Origin of the sequence: Acinetobacter sp. yr461 (genome assembly GCF_900110445.1) — a bacterium.
Taxonomy (GTDB): domain Bacteria; phylum Pseudomonadota; class Gammaproteobacteria; order Pseudomonadales; family Moraxellaceae; genus Acinetobacter; species Acinetobacter calcoaceticus.
Genome location: NZ_FODU01000012.1, coordinates 24,405 through 44,580, shown reverse-complemented (window position 1 = coordinate 44,580; position 20,176 = coordinate 24,405). Strand labels below are relative to the sequence as shown.

The window sequence follows — 20,176 nt, the reverse complement described above, 5'->3', positions numbered from 1 at the left end:
AAAGCACAAAATAAAAGGGACTATTTTCATAGCCCCTTTTATTAATAAAAATAATAATATTAAACAATAAGTTGTTGGTTATTTAACAATTCATCCAATGTTGTATTTACATGATTCAAAGTAATCAATGAAATACTACTAAACATTGTACCTTCACCATCTCGGTCAAGACTAATAGTCGTGTTTCCTACATCTTGTTCTACGGTAATAAATTTCGCTAATGTGCTCACATCTTTAGAATAGTCAATTAATAGTTCACTTAAATCGATTTTGTCAGCTTGAGTATCAGTTCTTACATCACCTAAAGTAAAATCTAACACCGTGTCATGTCCATTCCCGCCAGTTGCATCTTGGCTATTTAGCAATTGGAACAGAATGGTATCTGTACCTTCATTAGTCATATAGGTATCGTTACCTTCACGCCCATTCAAAATGTTATTACCAGAGTTACCTGTTAAAAGATTATCTAAAGCATTGCCTGTTGCATTTAGATGAGCAGAGCCAACTAACTCCAAGTCTTCAACATAACGACCACTTTCTATATTTGACGACCAATCAGAATATCCAACCAGACTATAACTCACAGAGCTAATTATTTTATCGTGTCCACCAAAATCAACATCTCGATAGCCAGATTCAACCAGTTGACTCTGCCAATAACCGCTTTCTACGAAAACATCTTGATAGTGGCTAGTATCTACCCAAACATCTTCATAACGACTCAGATCAACATAAACGTCTTCATAATGACTAGTATCAACCCAACCTTCCTCTGAACGTATATAGGTCAATTCATAACCTTCTTGCCATTGCCCATTCGCAAAATCATAATATTGTTGTTCATATCGACTATAATCGCTATCTGACGTGCCATTATCAATATAAGTTATACCATTCTGATTTTGATAAACATTTTGTACAGTTGAATAACCACTTTTGACCAATTGGGAATCATAATAACCATCAACAAACCATATCTGTTCGTAATGACCTTCAGTGACCCATTCTGGATATGTATAGCTATCATCAATCCAGACATCTTTATATGTTGCATACGGCTCAACAATATATTCTTGAACAAAATCACTTATATGATCAACTATATAAATATTATCTGTAGCATCGCCTATAAACTGATCAACCGTGATCGTATGTAAGTCACTAATCGCTTTGCTGATAGTTTCACTACGATTTCCTGCACGATCAATAACAGTAATATCAAATGATGTCGCATTCTCATACATATAAGTAGAGAAAGTTCCATCTGCCATGACCATAGTATTTGTTACAAAAGGTTCTTGATCAGCAAAATGATATGTAACTTCAAGAGTAGCCTTACTTTCTGCATGCCCCGTCAGCTCGTCCCATCCCTTCATGGCAAGCTGTGTGGCTATCTTCGGCGCTGTTGTATCATTTATAGCAACAACCGTTGTACCCCCACTCTCATTTTGATTGGCATCAACTACTTTTACCGTCAATGTTTCACCGTGCCAATATTGTGACCATAAGTATGTTGTGAAACTTCCATCATTTCTGACAGTAGTCTGACCAACTAAATTATTATTAGCATCAAAAATATTAACTGTTGAATATGCTTCCGCTTGTCCAGAAAGTACATTTCCATCTTCTAAGACAAGCTGAGTTGCTGCATTTGGCGCGACGATGTCTATAGGTGCGGTAATTTCGGTGTAAGTGCTTAGATAGCCATTTTGTTCCACAACAATGCGTAAAGTCTGTCCACTCACCTGAGGTGAGTACAACTGGATATTAAAGTGTCCTGTTTCATCTACAGAACCACCACCAATATGATTAGTATACACATCAAAAATATATACATAACTACTTGCTAAAGCAGTCCCCTCAATAAACAAACCATTTTCAGAAACAACAATATGCTCTGCTGATGGAGGTGCATTAGTATCTGCATTAAAAGTAATATTAAATGGTGTACTTATATTTTTGGCTAAATCTATTACCGTGATAAATAACTGCTCTCCACGTAATATAGGTGGATAAATATTAGCATTGAAATATCCTAATTCATCCGATTGAGATTCTGCTCGTAAATACCCATCCGCATCCATTACCTGAATGATTGCTTTTGAATCAGTGTGGCCTGAAATTCCCTGACCATCATTGTTAATCACCACCTCGTCAATCACTGGAGCAATATTGTCTAAAGGCGCAATAATTTCAGAGATTGGGCTATATTGATTTGTATTCTGGTCATAAACTCGAACTTGTAATATCTGTCCCTTTAGATAATAGTCATTTAACTCAAGAGCAAAACTACCATCTTCGTTCATGACACTGTTCCACCCCCAATTAATGCTTTGACCATCCGCAGATGTAACAACAATCGTCATTCCTACTGTCGCCTTACCTGTAAGAATATGGCCATCAACATCCAATTTTAGCTCTGTTGCAGCAATTGGTGAATTCGAAAATACAGGCACTAATTCGTGAACAGCTTCACTGCGGTTACCAGCAATATCTTTGACAACAATACTCAAATTTTGTGTCTGATATTGACTCAGATTGATCCATTGATAAAATTTTCCATCATATCCAACATACATTGTTGTGATAACTGCACCATATTGATCAATAATTTCAACAGTTGTATTTGGTTCAGCCTCACCAAAAAGCAATCCGTCTGAGGCTAATGTAATATTTGCAGCAGCTGGCGGTGCGACATCATCAATTAAAGCATTTTGTTTAACCTCAATACTTCGATTACCTGCTATATCTACAACGATGAAAGTTAATTCCTCTCCATGTAAATAGACTTGATTAAAATAACCTGACACATTACCAGCACCATCTACATAGCCAGAACCTATCACCTCACCCGCAGCATTTTTGACTTCAATCCGAGTATTTACTTCTGCTTGCGCCGTAAAGTTTTGACCGTGTGAGTCGAGCACAATATTTTCAATCGGATTTGGTGCAATATCATCAATCAAAGCATTCTGCTTGATCTCTGTACTGCGGTTACCCGCTCGATCAACTACAACAAAAGTGAGCTCTTCGCCATGTAAATAGACCTGATATAAGTAACCAGAAACATTACCCATGCTATCGGTTGAACCAGATCCTACAATCTCACCAACAGCATTTTTAACTTCGATTCGACTATCTGCTTCCGCTTGCGCTGTAAAGTTTTGACCATTTTCATTTAAGACGATGTTTTCAATCGGATTTGGTGCAATATCATCAATCAAAGCATTTTGCTTAAATTCAACACTTTGATTACCTGCTTTATCTATAACGATAAAAGTGAGTTCCTCACCTTTTAAATAAACCTGATTGAAATAGCCTGTCACACTACCAGTGCTATCGACATAACCATAACCGACAAACTCACCCGCAGCATTTTTGACACCAATAAAACTATTGGCTTCTGCTTGTGCCGTAAAATTTTTCCCATTTTCGTCAAAGATGATGTTTTCAATCGGATCTGGCGTAATGGTATCCACCAAAGCATTTAACTTAAGTTCGACACTTTGATTGCCCATTCGATCTATGACAACGAAAGTTAATTCTTCTCCATGTAAATAAACTTGGTAGAAGTAACCTGTCACATTACCTGCGTTATCTGCAGAACCATGACCTATTAACGCACCCTCAGCATTTCTGACTTCTATATTACTATTTGCTTCTGCCTGCGCTATAAAGTTTTGACCGTTCGCATCAAGTACAATATTTTTAATCGGATTTGGCGCAATATCATCAAATGGAGCTTTTATTGAAACAACATCACTCACATTTCCAGCTCGATCTTTAACAGTAACTGTGAATTCTTGTCCATGTAAATTAGAGCTACCCAAGAAAATAGTGAATGTACCATCAGCATTTACACTCTGACTCCACGTATTCACCTGTTGACCATTCTGATCAAAAATCTGGATGAAGGTATTTGGCTCAGCTACACCAGAAAGGGATGAACCATCTTCATTGAAGGTAAGATTACTTGCAGCCGCGGGAGCAATATCATCAAGCGGTGCTTTTACAGTAACCCCACCACTCATATTACCAGCCCGATCTACTACAACTACCTTAAACTCTTCTCCATGCAAGTAGTTACTGTATAAAGAGATGTTAAATGTTCCATCCCAATTAACATTATTATTCCAAAGATTTACTAATTGACCATTCTGATCAAATATTTGAATCGTAGCATTGGGTTCAGCCATACCAGTTAGATATGAACCATCTTCGCTAAATACTAAATTAGTCGCATTTTCCGGTGCAGTATTATCAAGAAAGGCTGTTTGTTTTACTTCAACGCTACGATTACCAGCTTGATCAATCACAACAAAAGTGAGTTCCTCACCTTTTAAATAAACTTGATTCAAGTATCCTGAGACATTACCAGCACTATCTACATAACCTGAACCTACAACCTCACCCGCAGCATTTTTAACTTCAACTTGAGTATTTACTTCTGCTTGCGCTGTAAAGTTTTGACCATTTTCATTGAAGATGATGTTTTCAATCGCATTCGGAGCAATATCATCAATTAAAGCATTTTGTTTAACCTCTGCACTGCGGTTACCAGCTCGGTCAATTACAACAAAAGTAATTTCTTCTCCATGTAAATGAACCTGATATAAGTAGCCTGAAACATTGCCCATGCTATCGGTTGAACCATATCCTATGACTTCACCAGCAGCATTTTTGATTTCAATTTGAGTATTTGCTTCGGCCTGAGCTGTAAAGTTTTGGCCATTTTCGTTGAAAGTAATATTTTCAATCGGATTTGGTGCAATATCATCACTTAAAGCATTCTGCTTGACCTCTGTACTACGGTTACCAGCTCGGTCAACGACAACAAAAGTGAGTTCTTCCCCATGTAAATAGACTTGATATAAATAACCTGAGACATTACCAGCACCATCTACATAACCAGAACCTAAAATCTCACCTGCAGTATTTCTAACTTCAACTTGAGTATTTGCTTCTGCTTGCGCCGTAAAGTTTTGACCGTTTGAGTCAAGTACAATATTTTCAATCGGATTTGGTGCAATATCATCAATCAAAGCATTCTGCTTAACTTCTGTACTGCGGTTACCCGCTCGATCTACAACGATGAAAGTTAATTCTTCTCCATGTAAATAGACCTGATACAAGTAACCAAAAACATTGCCTGTACTATCTGCTGACCCATAACCTATGACGTCACCATTGGTATTTTTAATTTCAATTTGGCTATTTGCTTCGGCCAGAGCTGTAAAGTTCTGACCATTGATATCGAATACAATATTTTCAATCGGATTTGGCGCGATATCGTCATTCAAAGCACTCTGCTTGACCTCTGCACTACGGTTACCCGCTCGATCTATCACGACAAAAGTAAGTTCCTCACCATGTAAATAAACTTGCTGAAAATAACCAGATACATTACCTGAGCTATCGGTATAGCCAAAACCAATCTTATTTCCAGCCTGATCTAATACATCAATAGAGCTTCCAGCTTCTGCCTGAGCTGTAAAGCTTTGGCCATTTTCGTTAAAGATGATATTTTCAATCGCATTTGGTGCAATGGTATCAATTAAAGCATTTTGCTTAAATTCGACACTTCGGTTACCAACTCGATCTATGACAACAAAAGTAAGTTCTTCACCATGTAAATAGGTTTGATTGAAAGAACCAGAAGCATTACCAGCACTATCTGTAGAGCCCCAACCCATCTGATTACCTAATGAATCAAAAACTTCAATCTGACTATTTGCTTCTGCTTGCGCTGTAAAGTTTTGACCGTTTGCATCAAGTAAAATATTTTTAATTGGATTTGGTGCGATATCATCAAGTGGAGCTTTAATTGAAACAGCTTCACTCACATTTCCGGCTTGGTCTTTAACAGTGACCGTGAATGCCTCTCCATGTAAATTATTGCTACCTAAAAAAACAGTAAATGTACCGTCCGAGTTAACGGTATTATTCCATATATTCAATGGCTGACCATTATGATCAAAAACCTGAATCGTAGTATTCAGTTCTGCTACACCCGTAAGATATGAACCATCTTCTGAGAAAACTAAATTACTGGCTGGTGTAGGAGGAACTGTATCAGCGGTAATTACAGTATCGGTGCTTACTTGTCCACGAGCATCCTTAATTGATAAGAACAACTGCTCACCATCAACAAGAGGGCGGTCAAGCTGGAGTTTAAAATAACTTGATCCATTCCAGCCGTTATCTTCACCGACTTTAATTTCAGCTACAACTTCACCTTTGGCATCTTTAACAATGAGAGTACTATTATTTTCAGCTTGCCCACTTATCACTCCGTCTGAAGTAAAGCTATCTACATATGGGGCAAAAGCATAGTTAGGCGCCTGTATCTGAGCAGCTAAACTTACATTTCCATTTACATCTGTAGCCGTGACATAAACTGTCTCAGCATTGGTTAAAAACATACCTAATTCTATCGAGAAACTTCCACTCTCGTCGGTCCAGTTATTCCAAAACCATTTATTAAGAATGTTTCCTTGTCCATCTTTAACCAAAATTTCAGAGAAAGGTTCTGCATGACCATAAACTAGATCACCAACATCATTGAAATTTACATCTGTTGGAACAGGTGGAGGAGTCAGATCTACAACAATATTCTGCTCAGGGCTTATCAAACCTTTATTATCAATAATTTGAACGGAAATTTGCTCTCCATCAATTAAAGGTCGGTTTACACTCAAGCTAAAATGACTAAATTCATTCCCACTATTGTCATCACCTATTGTAACTTTTCCTAATTCATTTCCCTCAGCATCACGCACAATTACCGTACTATTATCTTCAGCAAAACCAGAAATTAAGCCTTCTTGTGTAATACGTTCAACATGTGGAATATAAGCAAAGTTTGGAACTTCGATTAGGGCTTCACTCGTATTTTGATTTTTATCTACTACTTGTACGGTAACCGACTCACCTTCTTTTAAAAATTGGAACACAGGTAAACTTGCAAAGCCTTGTTCATCTGTAACACCGTTAGCGATTAGATTTCCTGTTCCGGAAAACACAAGAATAAGGCTGTTAGGTTCATTGACATGTACTGATAAAGTTTCGCCACTGATATCAAATTGTGGAGTTTCTAAAAATACTGCGGGCGTATAGTCTGCGGTAATATATTGCGGATGGCCTGAAACATTATCTTTATCTGTAGAGATAATAATTTGAGTACCTTCCTTCAAAGGTTGGTCAAGGGATAAAGTAAATGGTCTGACTTCACCTAATTCCATTACACTAAAAGGCGTAATACCTGAGCCCTCAAATGCAATAGAGTTAAACTCTTGTAGAATATTTCCATTCTGATCTTTTACAATAAAATGACTACCTTCAGTCGCATAACCAGTGATCACACCTTCTGGACTAATTCGTAAAATACTAAGAGCTGGAACTTCAGTAACTAGTCCAATTGATGAATTTTCGCTGCTGTATCCATTATAAGTAGCAACTGCATAAACTTCTTCATTTGAACTAATTGAAAGGTCTTGTAGAGTAAATTTACCCTCATCATTAGTTATTGTACTTGCAAGCCAATCACCATTTTTATTGTAGATATCGACTTTACTTCCTTTATATGCGCTACCCGAAATGATAGCTCCATCTATATTATTAAAAGTTAGAGAATCTAGTATTGGTGAATTCGGAGTATGATCTACATTATAATTTTGAATCTGTTTAATAATCGCTGTATTGCCAGCTTGATCAGTAAGGCTAATATCAATTGATATATTGGTTTGCGATTCTTCTGACCACAAGAACTCTGCTGGAATTTCAGCAACCCATTCTTGGGTTAGCTCATCAAAATGAAAGTTATAAAGAACATCATTTAAGGTAGTATTTACTGTAGTCAACGCGCTGTTTAAATCTGTTGGTAAATTATCGATTTCTAGTTTTATCGAAATAATCTGATCTTTTTCAACTAGACTTATCTTATTATCTTCAGTAATTGATTTAACAGTTACTGTACTTTCTTGAATATTTAAAGAATTATCTACCACCACTTTTTGTACAGCGGTTTCTGAGGTATTGCCTGCAACGTCTGTCACCACAGCTTTATATTGGTAAACACCATCAGTTAAATCTTTTTGATCAGCTGTTGTTACCTGCCAAGTCTTTCCGTCATCTGTTGAAACTTCGTAATGGTCTAATAAAGCAGCTTGTTCTCCAATCACAATCGGTTGAGCCAACTTCAATGTAAAACTATTATCTTGTGTGATCTGGTCTGTTGCTGAAACACCTGTATCAGACAAATCAGATAAAGTTAGTTCACCTGCTGTCGGCGCCGTTGTATCCACAACTACTTTTTGTACAGCAGTTTCTGATGTATTCCCTGCAAGATCTGTCACCACAGCTTTATATTGGTAAACACCACCCATTAAATCTTTTTGATCAGCTGTTGTTTCCTGCCAAGTCTTTCCGTCATCTTTAGAAATTTCATAATGATCTAGTAAAGCTGCTTGTTCGCCGATAACAATCGGTTGGGCCAACTTCAAAGTAAAACTATTATCTTGCGTAATCTGGTCGGTTGTCGAAACACCTGTATCGGACAAATCAGATAAAGTTAGTTCACCTGCTTTCGGTGCTGTAGTATCCACCTCTACTTTTTGGACAGCAGTTTCTGATGTATTCCCAGCTCGATCTGTCACGATAGCTTTGTAAAGATAAATTCCGTCAGCTAAATCTTTTTGATCAGCTGTTGTTTCCTGCCAAGTCTTCCCTTCATCTTTCGATATCCAGTAAGTGATTTGGCTATTCACTTCTTGTCCGCTAATTATTAAGTTAAAAGTTTTATCTTGTGTGATCTGATCAGTTACAGAAACACCTGTATCGGACAAATCAAATAAAGTCAGTTCACCTGCTTTCGGCGCTGTAGTATCCACCACTACTTTTTGTATAGCGGTTTCCGATGCATTTCCAGCTCGGTCTGTCACTACAGCTTTATAAAGATAACTTCCATCAGCTAAATCTTTTTGAGTTACTGTTGTTTCCTGCCAAGTCTTTCCTTCATCAGTAGAAACCAAATACGTTACTCGGCTGCCACTTTCCTGGCCTTCAATCTTTAAATTGAAGTTTTTATCTTGAGTGATCTGGTCCGTTGTTGAGGCACCTGAGTCCAAAAGATTTTTGAGAATCAAATTACCTGGCTCAGGAGGGGTCGTGTCTTTAGGATCTTTCCGTGACAATAAAGCAATAGTTCCTGCACCAGCCAAAACACTGACCACCCCAGTCCAGAGAGGTACAGAAGATGATGAGTCTATAAACTTTGGTGCATCTTTTACTTCTAAATAATTAACAGTAGTCTGTCCGGTAGGATCTTCACCTAAACTGGCAGTCCAATAACTCTGCCCTTCATTTAAAAGAATTTGCGGATTTTCGCTAATAAAATAGTTTTCTAAAACAATTTCAGTTCCATCTTTTAGATGAATAATTGCATTATTTCCCTCTCTTGTTATTGAGGCAATTTTTTCTGGACTTATATCAATTTTTGCGATTTCTTTAGGATCTACTACAATATTTTTTGTCTGGCCTACATTAATATCAACTGTATTATTTTTTGAAGCAGTATTTGCCATTAATGATACTTGTACCATTTTTCCACCATGAAATTTTAAATAATTATTAAGTTTTTCTAAAATATTAAGTAAAATAGACACTCATTTTTATAAAATATTATTAAAGATCATAAAACACTAAACCCTTATTATAGCTGCATAAAAATTACGGCTTTTTATATGGTTAAAAATTTTTATGTATCCATTAATATTATTTTAAAATGATAAAACATTTAGAATGTTTTTCTATTCCCCATATATAGAATTTAAAGCTTAGGCATTGTAATGGATAAAATTTTATCAATCTACTCTTAAGTTAAATGTCTTATAGAATTTTTATAAATTAAATTAATTGAAAAATCTTTAAATCATAATTAAACCAATAATGATCAATTTTTCCCTCATTTGAAATGACATTAAAACTATTCGGAACATGATAATGCAAACGGCTAGATGTCGCTGTCCCTGCATGAATGTCATAAATAGGATGATCTATTTCTAAATGATAGATCTGCGTCAAATCATATACAGCAGTTTTATGTAGATGCCCATGTAACATACCGAATAGCCCTGTCGTGCTCCATTTTTCGAGTGCCATTTTTCCTAATACAGGGCAATCTTTAATACCGTGCTCGTCATCAGGTGGAGTATAAAAAGGCTGATGAAAAACCACTAATTTGATTTTATTCGCGGGCCCTTGTTGTAATCGCTCATATGTAGTTTGTATTTGTTCAATCGAAATATGCCCACGTGTGTGATAACGGCGACGTATGCTATTCACGCCAACGATATAAAAATGCTCAGTTTCTAATGTGGGTTCAAGCTGACCAAAAAAATATTGATAGCGAGTAAATGGAGAAAAAAAACGGTTCCAGACATGATACAAGGGAATATCGTGATTACCCGGTACAATAAGATAAGGAATATTAAGACTATCTAAAAATTGGCGACAATTATAAAACTGTTGATATCGGGCACGCTGAGTAATATCTCCACTCACAACAATAACTTCAGGTTTATGTTGGGTACAAAAAAGCCGGATCGCATCTAAACAGGCCTCAATTTCTGTTCCAAAATGCAAATCAGACAGATGTAATAACATTTGGCACCATAATATTTAAAGCATTCTTTTCTACAGTGAAATTTAATGGTGTTTTCATCTCTAATATTTCACCATCTAAAGCCACGGTAAGTTTTGATCTTTTTGCACAATCTACCATCACATGGTCTGCACAAAAACTATAAACATCTTGTGCCTCTTCTACTTTGCCTTGAATCCACTGCCACAACATGTTTAATAAACTAAGCCTATCACTTTTTGTAATGACCACTCCAGCGACTCGCCCTTGTGCAGCACAATCCGCAATTCTTAGTTTCATATCACATAGTTGCAATTGATTATTACCAAAAAAAATTAGAGGTGTTTTGACTGGATATTTCTTCCCATCAACCGTGACGGAGAGTTTCATTGATTTATTTTCTCTTAATAAAACGTCCAAAGCCGAGGTATAGGCATGTAAAGGCAAACGACCTAAGTATTTATTGTAGAGCTCGCGTTTTTTTATAAACAATGGATAAAGGCCTAAGCTCGCATTGTTCAAATAAATCTGATCGTTAATCGTCGCAATATGTACAGAACGTGGTGTACCTGTAGCGATGACTTCAGCGGCTTCTAATAAATCTAAAGGAATATCTAAAACTTTAGCGACATAATTAAAAGTCCCCAAAGGTAAAATTCCCATAGGGATATTGGTGTATCGAAGTTTTGAAGCGACTGCATTTAACGTCCCATCACCACCAGCTGCAACAACGACGCCTAAATTTGCACTTTGACTATGCCGATGGATGACTTTATTCATCAAATCATCAAAGGTGACGCCCTCTGCTAATTCAAAAACTTGTATTTCAAAACCAAATTCGGTTAGTACAGTCATTAATTGTTCATACATATCTTCATGTTTCGAAGCATGAAAGCCCGATTTCTGGTTATAGATGATAGAGAGAGGTTTTAAAGTCCGCATTTTTATTATCTTAGAGAGGATTTACCCTATATTTTGTATAGAAAATCGCCTAATAAAAGTCTCTTTATGTAAATTTCGAATGATGATCATTTGTTTAATCAATAATAATTCTCAAGAAAAATTTAAACATCAAGTTATTGATTTTTAAAAAAATAAATAATATAAATAACACACATACAACATAAAAATGTAAAGAATAAAATACACCAAAAAACAATAAATTCATGATTTTAATCAAGAAAATTTAAAAATCAAAATATCTATTTCTTATTCTTTAGTCTTATTTTTTTTATGATTTTATGCTTTAATACAGCCACTTTTTTATTTGATCTTTCATTGTACCTCAATGAATGACTTGTACATTGTTGTACATATTTTGAATAGGCCTCACCATGACCACAGTGAACGCACCAGAATTCGTTCGTCATCCTAAGCTTATCGCATGGGTTGAAGAAATTGCAAACGTAACCAAACCAGCAAAAATCGAATGGTGTGACGGAAGCGAAGAAGAGTATCAACGTCTAATCGACTTGATGATCGCTAACGGCACCATGCAGAAATTAAACCAAGAAAAACATCCTGGTTCTTATCTTGCAAATTCTGATCCATCTGATGTTGCGCGTGTTGAAGATCGTACCTACATTTGCTCTCAAAAGAAAGAAGATGCTGGTGCGACAAACAACTGGGAAGAACCAGCTGTTATGCGTGAAAAGTTAAATGGTTTGTTTGAAGGGTCAATGGAAGGTCGTACAATGTACGTTGTGCCTTTCTCTATGGGTCCACTTGGAAGCCATATTGCTCATATCGGCATTGAGTTAACTGACTCTCCTTACGTTGCTGTTAGCATGCGCAAAATGGCACGTATGGGTAAAGCAGTTTATGACGTGTTAGGTACAGACGGCGAATTTATTCCTTGTATTCATACCGTAGGTGCTCCACTCACTGAAGGGCAAAAAGACGTTGCATGGCCTTGCAACCCTGAAAAATACATCGTTCATTACCCAGAAACTCGTGAAATCTGGTCTTACGGTTCTGGTTACGGCGGTAACGCATTACTTGGTAAGAAATGTTTAGCACTTCGTATTGCTTCCGTTATGGGACGCGAACAAGGTTGGTTAGCTGAACATATGCTTATTCTTGGTGTAACTAACCCACAAGGTGAAAAACACTATATCGCTGCAGCATTCCCATCTGCATGTGGTAAAACAAACTTTGCAATGTTAATTCCACCAGCAGGCTATGAAGGCTGGAAAATTGAGACTGTAGGTGACGATATTGCTTGGATCAAACCAGGTGAAGATGGTCGTCTATACGCAATCAATCCAGAAGCTGGTTTCTTTGGTGTTGCTCCTGGTACAAATACTAAAACCAACCCTAACTGTATGGCAACTCTTCACAAAGATGTTATCTATACAAACGTTGCGGTAACTAATGATGGTCAAGTATGGTGGGAAGGTCTTTCTAAAGAAGTTCCAACTAACTTAACTAACTGGAAAGGTCAACCTCACGTAAATGGTGAAAAAGCTGCTCATCCAAATGCGCGCTTCACTGTTGCTGCTGGTCAATGCCCTTCTATCGATGCTGACTGGGAAAATCCAGCAGGTGTTCCGATTTCTGCATTTATCTTCGGTGGTCGCCGTGCAGATACAGTTCCTTTAGTTTCTGAAGCTTTTGATTGGGTTGATGGCGTTTATAAAGCTGCAACTATGGGTTCAGAAACCACTGCTGCTGCTGTTGGTCAACAAGGTATCGTTCGTCGTGACCCATTCGCGATGCTTCCATTTGCTGGCTACAACATGGCTGACTACTTCGATCACTGGTTAAGCCTTGGTGAAGAAGTAAGTACAAAAGCTGAAGCTGCTGGTAATAAATTACCAAAAATCTTCAACGTAAACTGGTTCCGTCGTGATGCTGAAGGCAACTTCGTATGGCCTGGTTTCGGTCAAAACATGCGTGTTCTTGAGTGGATCATTGACCGTTGTGAAGGTCGTGCAAACGCTGTTGAAACACCAATTGGTCTTGTTCCAACTTACGATGACTTGAACTGGGAAGGTACTGATTTCTCTAAAGAAGAATTTGACCTTATCACAGCTCAAAATAAAGATCAGTGGGTTACTGAAATTGAAAGCCACACTGAGTTATTCAATAAACTTGGTGAACGCTTACCAAAAGCATTAAAAGAACGTCAAACAGCTTTACTTGAAGCTGTAAAAACTGGCTTCTAATTGCTAAATATAAAAAAGGTCGCTATATGCGACCTTTTTTATTATGCGGCATCATCTTTTTGTCGACGTCCAGCCAAATAGCTTTCCAAATTTTTTACTTGTTTTTCATCAAATGCCAAACCTAGCTTAGTTCTACGCCACAATATATCTTCTGCCGTATTTGCCCATTCATTTTCACATAAATACTGAACTTCAGATTCAAATAAACCGTGACCAAAATCTTGTCCTAACTGCTCAAGAGTTTTTTGCTCATGCAAAATATTCCAAATTCTAGAGCCATACGCATTTGCCCAGCGCGTAGCAAGCTGCTCAGTTACCCCTTCCATTTGGTTTTGAATCCTTATAACTAAATCTTCAAGTGTGGTCCAATTCTCTGCACCAGGTAATACTTCATTTGCGGTCCACTCCTCTCCCATTTCTATGAAAAATGGGCTAAGTTGTTCCAGAGCTGATTCCGCTAATTTCCGGTAGGTCGTAATCTTTCCACCAAATACGGACAGCAAGGGAGTGGTTTTATCTTCCACTTGTAATGCTACAGTATAGTCACGGGTCACTGCTGAAGGATTATCTGACTCATCATCACATAAAGCTCGAACTCCAGAAAACTGACTTACAATATCTGCGCGGGTGAGCTGCTTTTTAAAATGCGAATTTGTCACCGTTAAAAGGTAATCAATTTCTACTTCTGTAATCTCTACCTTTTGTGGATCATCTAAATATTCCTGATCTGTCGTACCTATTAATGTGTAGTGTTCTAAATAAGGAATGGCAAACACAATACGTCGGTCTTCGTTTTGCATAATAAAGGCTTTATGGCAATCATACAGTTTAGGCACAACAATATGACTTCCTTGTATAAGCCGAATTTGATATGGCGATTTTAATTGTAGATTTTCACTAATAATTTCCTCGACCCACGGCCCTGCTGCATTCACTAAGGCTTTTGCACGTATTTGATAAAGCTCAGCCCCAGTTTGTAATTCCAGATGCCACAATTCTTGTTGTCTATAAGCCTTAATACATCGTGTTCGTGTTACAACTTTGGCCCCGTTCTCTTTCGCTTGTAGTGCGTTTAATACGACAAGACGTGCATCATCTACAGTACAATCAGAATATTCAAAGCCTCGGGTTATAGCTGGCTTTAAGGGACTATCTTCTTTGAAATATATGAGATTTGACCCTAATAATTTTTCTCGTTTCCCTAAATGATCATAAAAAAACAGGCCTGCCCGAATTAACCATGCAGGACGTAAATGTGGTCGATGAGGCATAATAAAACGCATTGGTTTAATAATATGAGGGGCTTTAGCCAACAAGACTTCACGCTCTGCTAAAGCTTCTCTAACCAACCGAAATTCTTTATGTTCTAAATAGCGTAAACCACCGTGAATTAATTTACTGCTCGCAGATGAGGTATGACTAGCTAAATCGTCTTTTTCACATAAAAATACAGATAATCCGCGGCCTGCTGCATCATTAGCAATACCTACACCATTAATACCGCCACCAATTATGGCAATATCATATATTTTTGAATAATCATTAGCTTGTACTGTCATTTCTCATTTTCTTTTTATTGTTTATGTTATTAAAAATTAAAACATCAAATTGATGAAACAACAATCAAAAAAGCAGAATAATCAATTTTAAATACCTATCAGGTTAATCCGTCATTGATTACTCTGCGATTTAATTACTTTCAGAAGAAATCAATCTTCTGCCCAATTTTGACTACGTTGAACTGCCTTCAACCATCCCTTATATATAACTTCAGTTTCTTCAAGGCTGGTACGTGGCTCGAAAACCTTTTCTATTGCGGACTTATTCTTCAATTCATTCAAATCTTGCCAGAAACCTGTTGCCAACCCAGCAAGAAAAGCAGCACCTAAAGCTGTTGTTTCTTTCATGGTGGGTCTTTCAACTGGAGTGGCTAAAATATCAGCCTGAAATTGCATTAAGAAATTATTAGCAGTTACTCCACCATCAACTCGGAGTGTTCGAAGCTCTTCTTCTGCATCTTGCTGCATCGCGTCAAGTACGTCTCGTGTCTGGTAAGCAATTGACTCTAAAGTTGCACGAATAATATGCTCTATACTCGCTCCGCGAGTGAGTCCAAAAATTGCCCCTCGAGCGGTCGGATCCCAATATGGAGCACCTAAACCTGTAAAGGCAGGTACGACATATACGCCATTACTGTCCTTTACACGTGTTGCATAAAGCTCCGAGTCTTTAGCGTTCTTAATTACCTTCAGCTCATCACGAAGCCACTGTACGCAAGAGCCGCCATTAAACACGGCGCCCTCTAAGGCATAGTTCACTTCACCATGTGCACCACACGCAATCGTCGTCAGTAAGCCATGCTCTGAACGGACAATCTTTTTACCCGTGTTCATTAATAGAAAGCAGCCTGTGCCATAAGTATTTTTTGCTTGTCCAGGTTCTACACACATTTGCCCAAAAAGTGCAGCTTGTTGATCCCCAGCTATACCTGCAATTGGAATTCCAACCTCTTGCCCACTAATTGTATGTGTATAGCCATACACCTCAGATGAACTACGTACCTCTGGTAGCATTGCTTTAGGAATGTCTAAAGTTTTTAAAAGTGCCTCATCCCAGTCTAGCTTTTCAATATCAAAAAGCATTGTTCGCGAAGCATTGGTGAAATCAGTGACATGGGCTGCACCATTGGTTAATTTCCAGATTAACCATGTATCGACCGTACCAAATAATAACTCCCCTCGCTCGGCACGTTCACGGCTTCCTTCTACATGGTCCAGAATCCATTTTATTTTGGTGGCAGAAAAATACGGATCAATCACCAAACCTGTCACTTTACGGATGTGATCTTGCCAACCCGCCTTTTGTAATTGATTACATATCTCTGTAGTTTGACGGCTTTGCCAAACAATTGCATTGTAAATAGGTTTTCCTGTTTTCTTATCCCATACAATTGTGGTTTCCCGCTGGTTTGTAATCCCAATTGCTGCAACTTGTTCACTCTTAATGCTAGCTTGAGCCAATACCTCTACCCATACAGCACTTTGTGTCGCCCAAATTTCCATAGGGTCATGCTCGACCCAACCTGGTTGAGGATAAATCTGGGTAAATTCTTTTTGAGCAATACTTACAACGTTAGCATCATGATCTAAAACAATTGCTCTTGAGCTTGTTGTTCCCTGATCGAAAGCGACAATATATTTTTTCGGGCAATTTGACATCTGAACGTCCCTTTCATTATCTACACACAACTAGCTCATGACGATAAAACATCATGTCTAACTGCATTATTCAAAATTTTCTTTGGAATATATCATTGTTTTTAACGCATATATTGCTTCTAAACTAAACATTGGTCATTCTTGATCAATTTTCTTATCTTTATGGGAAAATAATGTGCAGTAAATCAAAATTTAGCTACAAGAACATGCGAATTGTCTAATTTGAAATCACATAAATATTCAACCTATCCCTTTGCTTAAATAATAAACATTGTTTTACAGACATAAAAAAAATAAAGTGAAATACTCCTCTGGATAATATGTAAAAACGGAATAAATTCTCTCTTTTTTAGCATTCAACCCAAGCGAAACATGGAGCGACCCATGGTTGATCAACCCTCTACAGCAACAACTCCACAACCTCATTTAGATACAAAAACCCGCCTAAAATCAATTTTGGGTGGTTCTGCTGGTAACCTTGTCGAATGGTACGACTGGTATGTATATGCCGCATTTACCCTCTATTTTGCTCATGCATTTTTCCCAAAAGGAAGTCAAACCGCTCAGCTTCTTCAAGCTGCTGCAATTTTTGCAGTAGGTTTCTTGATGCGCCCAATCGGTGCATGGATTATGGGAATCTACTCAGACCGTAAAGGACGTAAAGCAGGTCTTACGCTTTCCGTCACTTTAATGTGTGTCGGTTCTCTACTCATTGCAGTCACCCCTTCCTATGAAAGCATTGGCGTATTCGCTCCACTACTTTTAGTTGTCGCACGTTTAATTCAAGGTTTAAGTGTAGGCGGTGAATATGGTGCAAGCGCCACATATTTAAGTGAAATGGCTGAAAGAAATCGACGTGGTTTTTTCTCGAGCTTTCAATATGTAACCTTAATTGCAGGACAATTGACGGCTTTATGTGTTCTTTTAATATTACAAATCGTATTAACCGAACAACAGTTGCATGATTGGGGATGGCGCATTCCATTCTTTATTGGCGCTTTACTTGCCATTGTTGTGTTCCGTATTCGTCGTGGCTTATTAGAAACACAATCTTTTAAAAATGCTCAAGCTGAAAAAGACCAGCCCGAATCAGGCATGTTTGCTTTATTCAAGCACTACCCAAAAGAAGCTTTTACAGTATTATTTTTAACAGCTGGCGGAACTTTAGCTTTTTATACTTACACGACTTACCTACAAAAATATTTAGTGAATACTTCCGGATTTACAAAACCCGAAGCCACTCAAATTACCACTTTAGCGCTATTTATTTTCATGTGCTTACAACCTGTAGCTGGTGCTTTGTCAGACCGAATCGGACGTAAACCACTCATGATCACTTTTGGTGTAACTGGGGTTTTATTTACTTATATTTTATTTAATACCCTTGCAACCACAGATAATTATTGGACTGCTTTCTGGTTATGTTTGGCAGGTCTAGTCATGGTAACGGGATATACATCAATTAATGCCGTGGTTAAAGCTGAACTTTTCCCTGCTCATATTCGGGCTTTAGGGGTAGCTTTACCCTACGCGATTGCCAATACCTTGTTTGGCGGTACAGCAGAGTTCTTTGCTTTGAGTTTTAAAGAGGCTGGTCATGAATCTTGGTACTTTATTTATGTAACTATTATGATCTTCATTTCACTCATTATTTATATTTTTATGAAAGATACTAAGCATCATTCAAAAATTAAAGAACATTAATATTTTACCAATAAGCGCTAATATCATCGGCCGATGTTAGCTTAAATCGTGCGATTAAGCCCCAACAATCGCTCTGTTTTATGAGATACTAGAGATAAGAATATAAGGATGATACTGATGAATAGAAGTATTTTATGTTTGGCATTAAGCAGCATGTTTATTTTAACTGCTTGTCAGACCACCCCTCGACAATATAATGGCTCAACTGGCTATCAGATTGAAAACCAAACAAAAACTTCTGCAACTTTAGCTTATACATTGGCTAGCCGCACTAATCAGCAGTTAGATGAACGTAAATTGCAACGTGCTTGTCAAAATGTATTGGGTGCTCAAAAAGTTTATAAATTGTCAGTTCTCAGCATTAATGAGATTTCAAACCCATCTCAACAAGAACATTATGGTGTCCAATTGGGTGAAACTCGTGCCTCATTTGGTTTATCTAATACACCGAGCTTAAACAATGGTGAAGATTATGCGACTCGCCAAGCGCTTGAAGCACGCCCGAGTACGCTAAAAGTCGTTCGTTATACTTGCTCATAATATAAAAAAGACGCTGTTTTTACAGCGTCTTATAAAAACTTACATTTCTAAATTCTTTAGCTTCATCAAGGTCTGGCCATGTTGATGCACTTCTTTCATCAATCTTTTGATATTTAGGATGGCTAAAGTTTTTAACACGGCTATCTGCGACCCAGACTTCGGGTGCAAATTTTAAAAATTCATCTAAGAAGAAGCGGTTGCACTGGTCATATAACACATCAGCAGCCAATAAAATATCAACTTGCTCTGCTTTATATAAATCGTCCAGATATTCAAGCTCAACATCATTTAACAAAGCATTTTCACGGCAGGCTGCAAGACTCACTTGATCAATATCACAACAAATTACTCTTTTAGCACCAGCCATTTTTGCTGCAATTGCAACAACACCTGAACCTGCACCAAAATCGAGAACAACCTTATCTTTAACATGATGCGGCTCTGCAAGTATCCACTGCGCCATCGCCAAACCAGATGCCCAACAAAAGATCCAATACGGCGTATCATTCCAAATACGGCGAATAATTTCATCATCTAAGCGATCAGTTGGAAAAACTGGCGGAATCAACCATAAAGAAATAGGTGTTTCCGGCAACTGCTGTGCCATTAACTCACAATGAGGGATGACTTCATGCAAGGCTTGAAGTAAATGTTCAGGGGCTTTGGTAAGTTGAAAGGTGCAGCTCATCAGATTTCTTTTAATTCGTTTTTATAACAGGCATAACAGAGTCATTCCATTATGATTTGAATTTTTAGAATAACCTTCAGTTAGACCTACTTTTCTTTCGGGAAAAGTAGGCAAAACCATTGTCATCCGCAAAACTCGACAAATACTATCTACACTCGATAGCATCGCAGAAACATTAAATTTTAATGTAATCCTGCCTCAAACAATTGCGGATAACGGT

At 37.7% G+C, this 20,176-nt stretch carries 9 protein-coding genes; 3 read left to right on the top strand and 6 right to left on the bottom strand.

The window, feature by feature from the left end; translation table 11 throughout:
* Window positions 1-59: 59 nt before the first annotated feature.
* The 3 genes from blp1 to BMW38_RS14890 form a co-directional block, all read right to left on the bottom strand.
* Window positions 60-9,599, bottom strand: coding sequence for a biofilm-associated Ig-like repeat protein Blp1 (blp1, locus tag BMW38_RS14900; RefSeq protein WP_092709557.1), 9,540 nt, complete (start codon window positions 9,597-9,599; stop codon window positions 60-62).
* A gap of 304 nt (window positions 9,600-9,903) precedes the next feature.
* The gene (locus BMW38_RS14895; RefSeq protein WP_092709442.1) at window positions 9,904-10,662 is read right to left on the bottom strand and encodes a metallophosphoesterase family protein; all 759 of its coding nucleotides are present in this window, start codon (window positions 10,660-10,662) and stop codon (window positions 9,904-9,906) included.
* Entirely contained in the window at window positions 10,643-11,581 is a 939-nt protein-coding gene (locus tag BMW38_RS14890) for a diacylglycerol/lipid kinase family protein (RefSeq protein ID WP_092709439.1), read from the bottom strand. The genes BMW38_RS14895 and BMW38_RS14890 overlap by 20 nt, the downstream gene beginning before the upstream one ends.
* A 392-nt stretch (window positions 11,582-11,973) precedes the next feature.
* On the opposite strand from BMW38_RS14890, the gene BMW38_RS14885 reads away from it, so the two are divergent.
* Window positions 11,974-13,806: a phosphoenolpyruvate carboxykinase (GTP) gene (locus BMW38_RS14885; RefSeq protein ID WP_092709436.1), complete on the top strand. Its 1,833-nt coding sequence runs from the start codon at window positions 11,974-11,976 to the stop codon at window positions 13,804-13,806.
* Between the two features lie 41 nt (window positions 13,807-13,847).
* Here the strand turns inward: BMW38_RS14885 and glpD are convergent, their stop codons facing one another.
* On the bottom strand, window positions 13,848-15,365 hold the full coding sequence (gene glpD / locus BMW38_RS14880) for a glycerol-3-phosphate dehydrogenase (RefSeq protein WP_092709433.1): 1,518 nt from the start codon (window positions 15,363-15,365) through the stop codon (window positions 13,848-13,850).
* 150 nt (window positions 15,366-15,515) lie between these two features.
* Window positions 15,516-17,024 carry a glycerol kinase GlpK gene (gene glpK / locus BMW38_RS14875; RefSeq protein WP_092709430.1) on the bottom strand — a complete coding sequence of 503 codons (1,509 nt, stop codon included), beginning with the start codon at window positions 17,022-17,024 and terminating at the stop codon, window positions 15,516-15,518.
* 372 nt (window positions 17,025-17,396) lie between these two features.
* On the opposite strand from glpK, the gene BMW38_RS14870 reads away from it, so the two are divergent.
* Window positions 17,397-18,728, top strand: coding sequence for an MFS transporter (locus tag BMW38_RS14870; protein ID WP_092709427.1), 1,332 nt, complete (start codon window positions 17,397-17,399; stop codon window positions 18,726-18,728).
* Between the two features lie 117 nt (window positions 18,729-18,845).
* Window positions 18,846-19,268 carry a hypothetical protein gene (locus BMW38_RS14865; protein WP_092709423.1) on the top strand — a complete coding sequence of 141 codons (423 nt, stop codon included), beginning with the start codon at window positions 18,846-18,848 and terminating at the stop codon, window positions 19,266-19,268.
* 19 nt (window positions 19,269-19,287) lie between these two features.
* Here the strand turns inward: BMW38_RS14865 and BMW38_RS14860 are convergent, their stop codons facing one another.
* A complete protein-coding gene (locus BMW38_RS14860; RefSeq protein ID WP_092709420.1) occupies window positions 19,288-19,956 on the bottom strand; it encodes a class I SAM-dependent methyltransferase in 669 nt (222 codons plus the stop codon).
* Window positions 19,957-20,176: the final 220 nt, after the last annotated feature.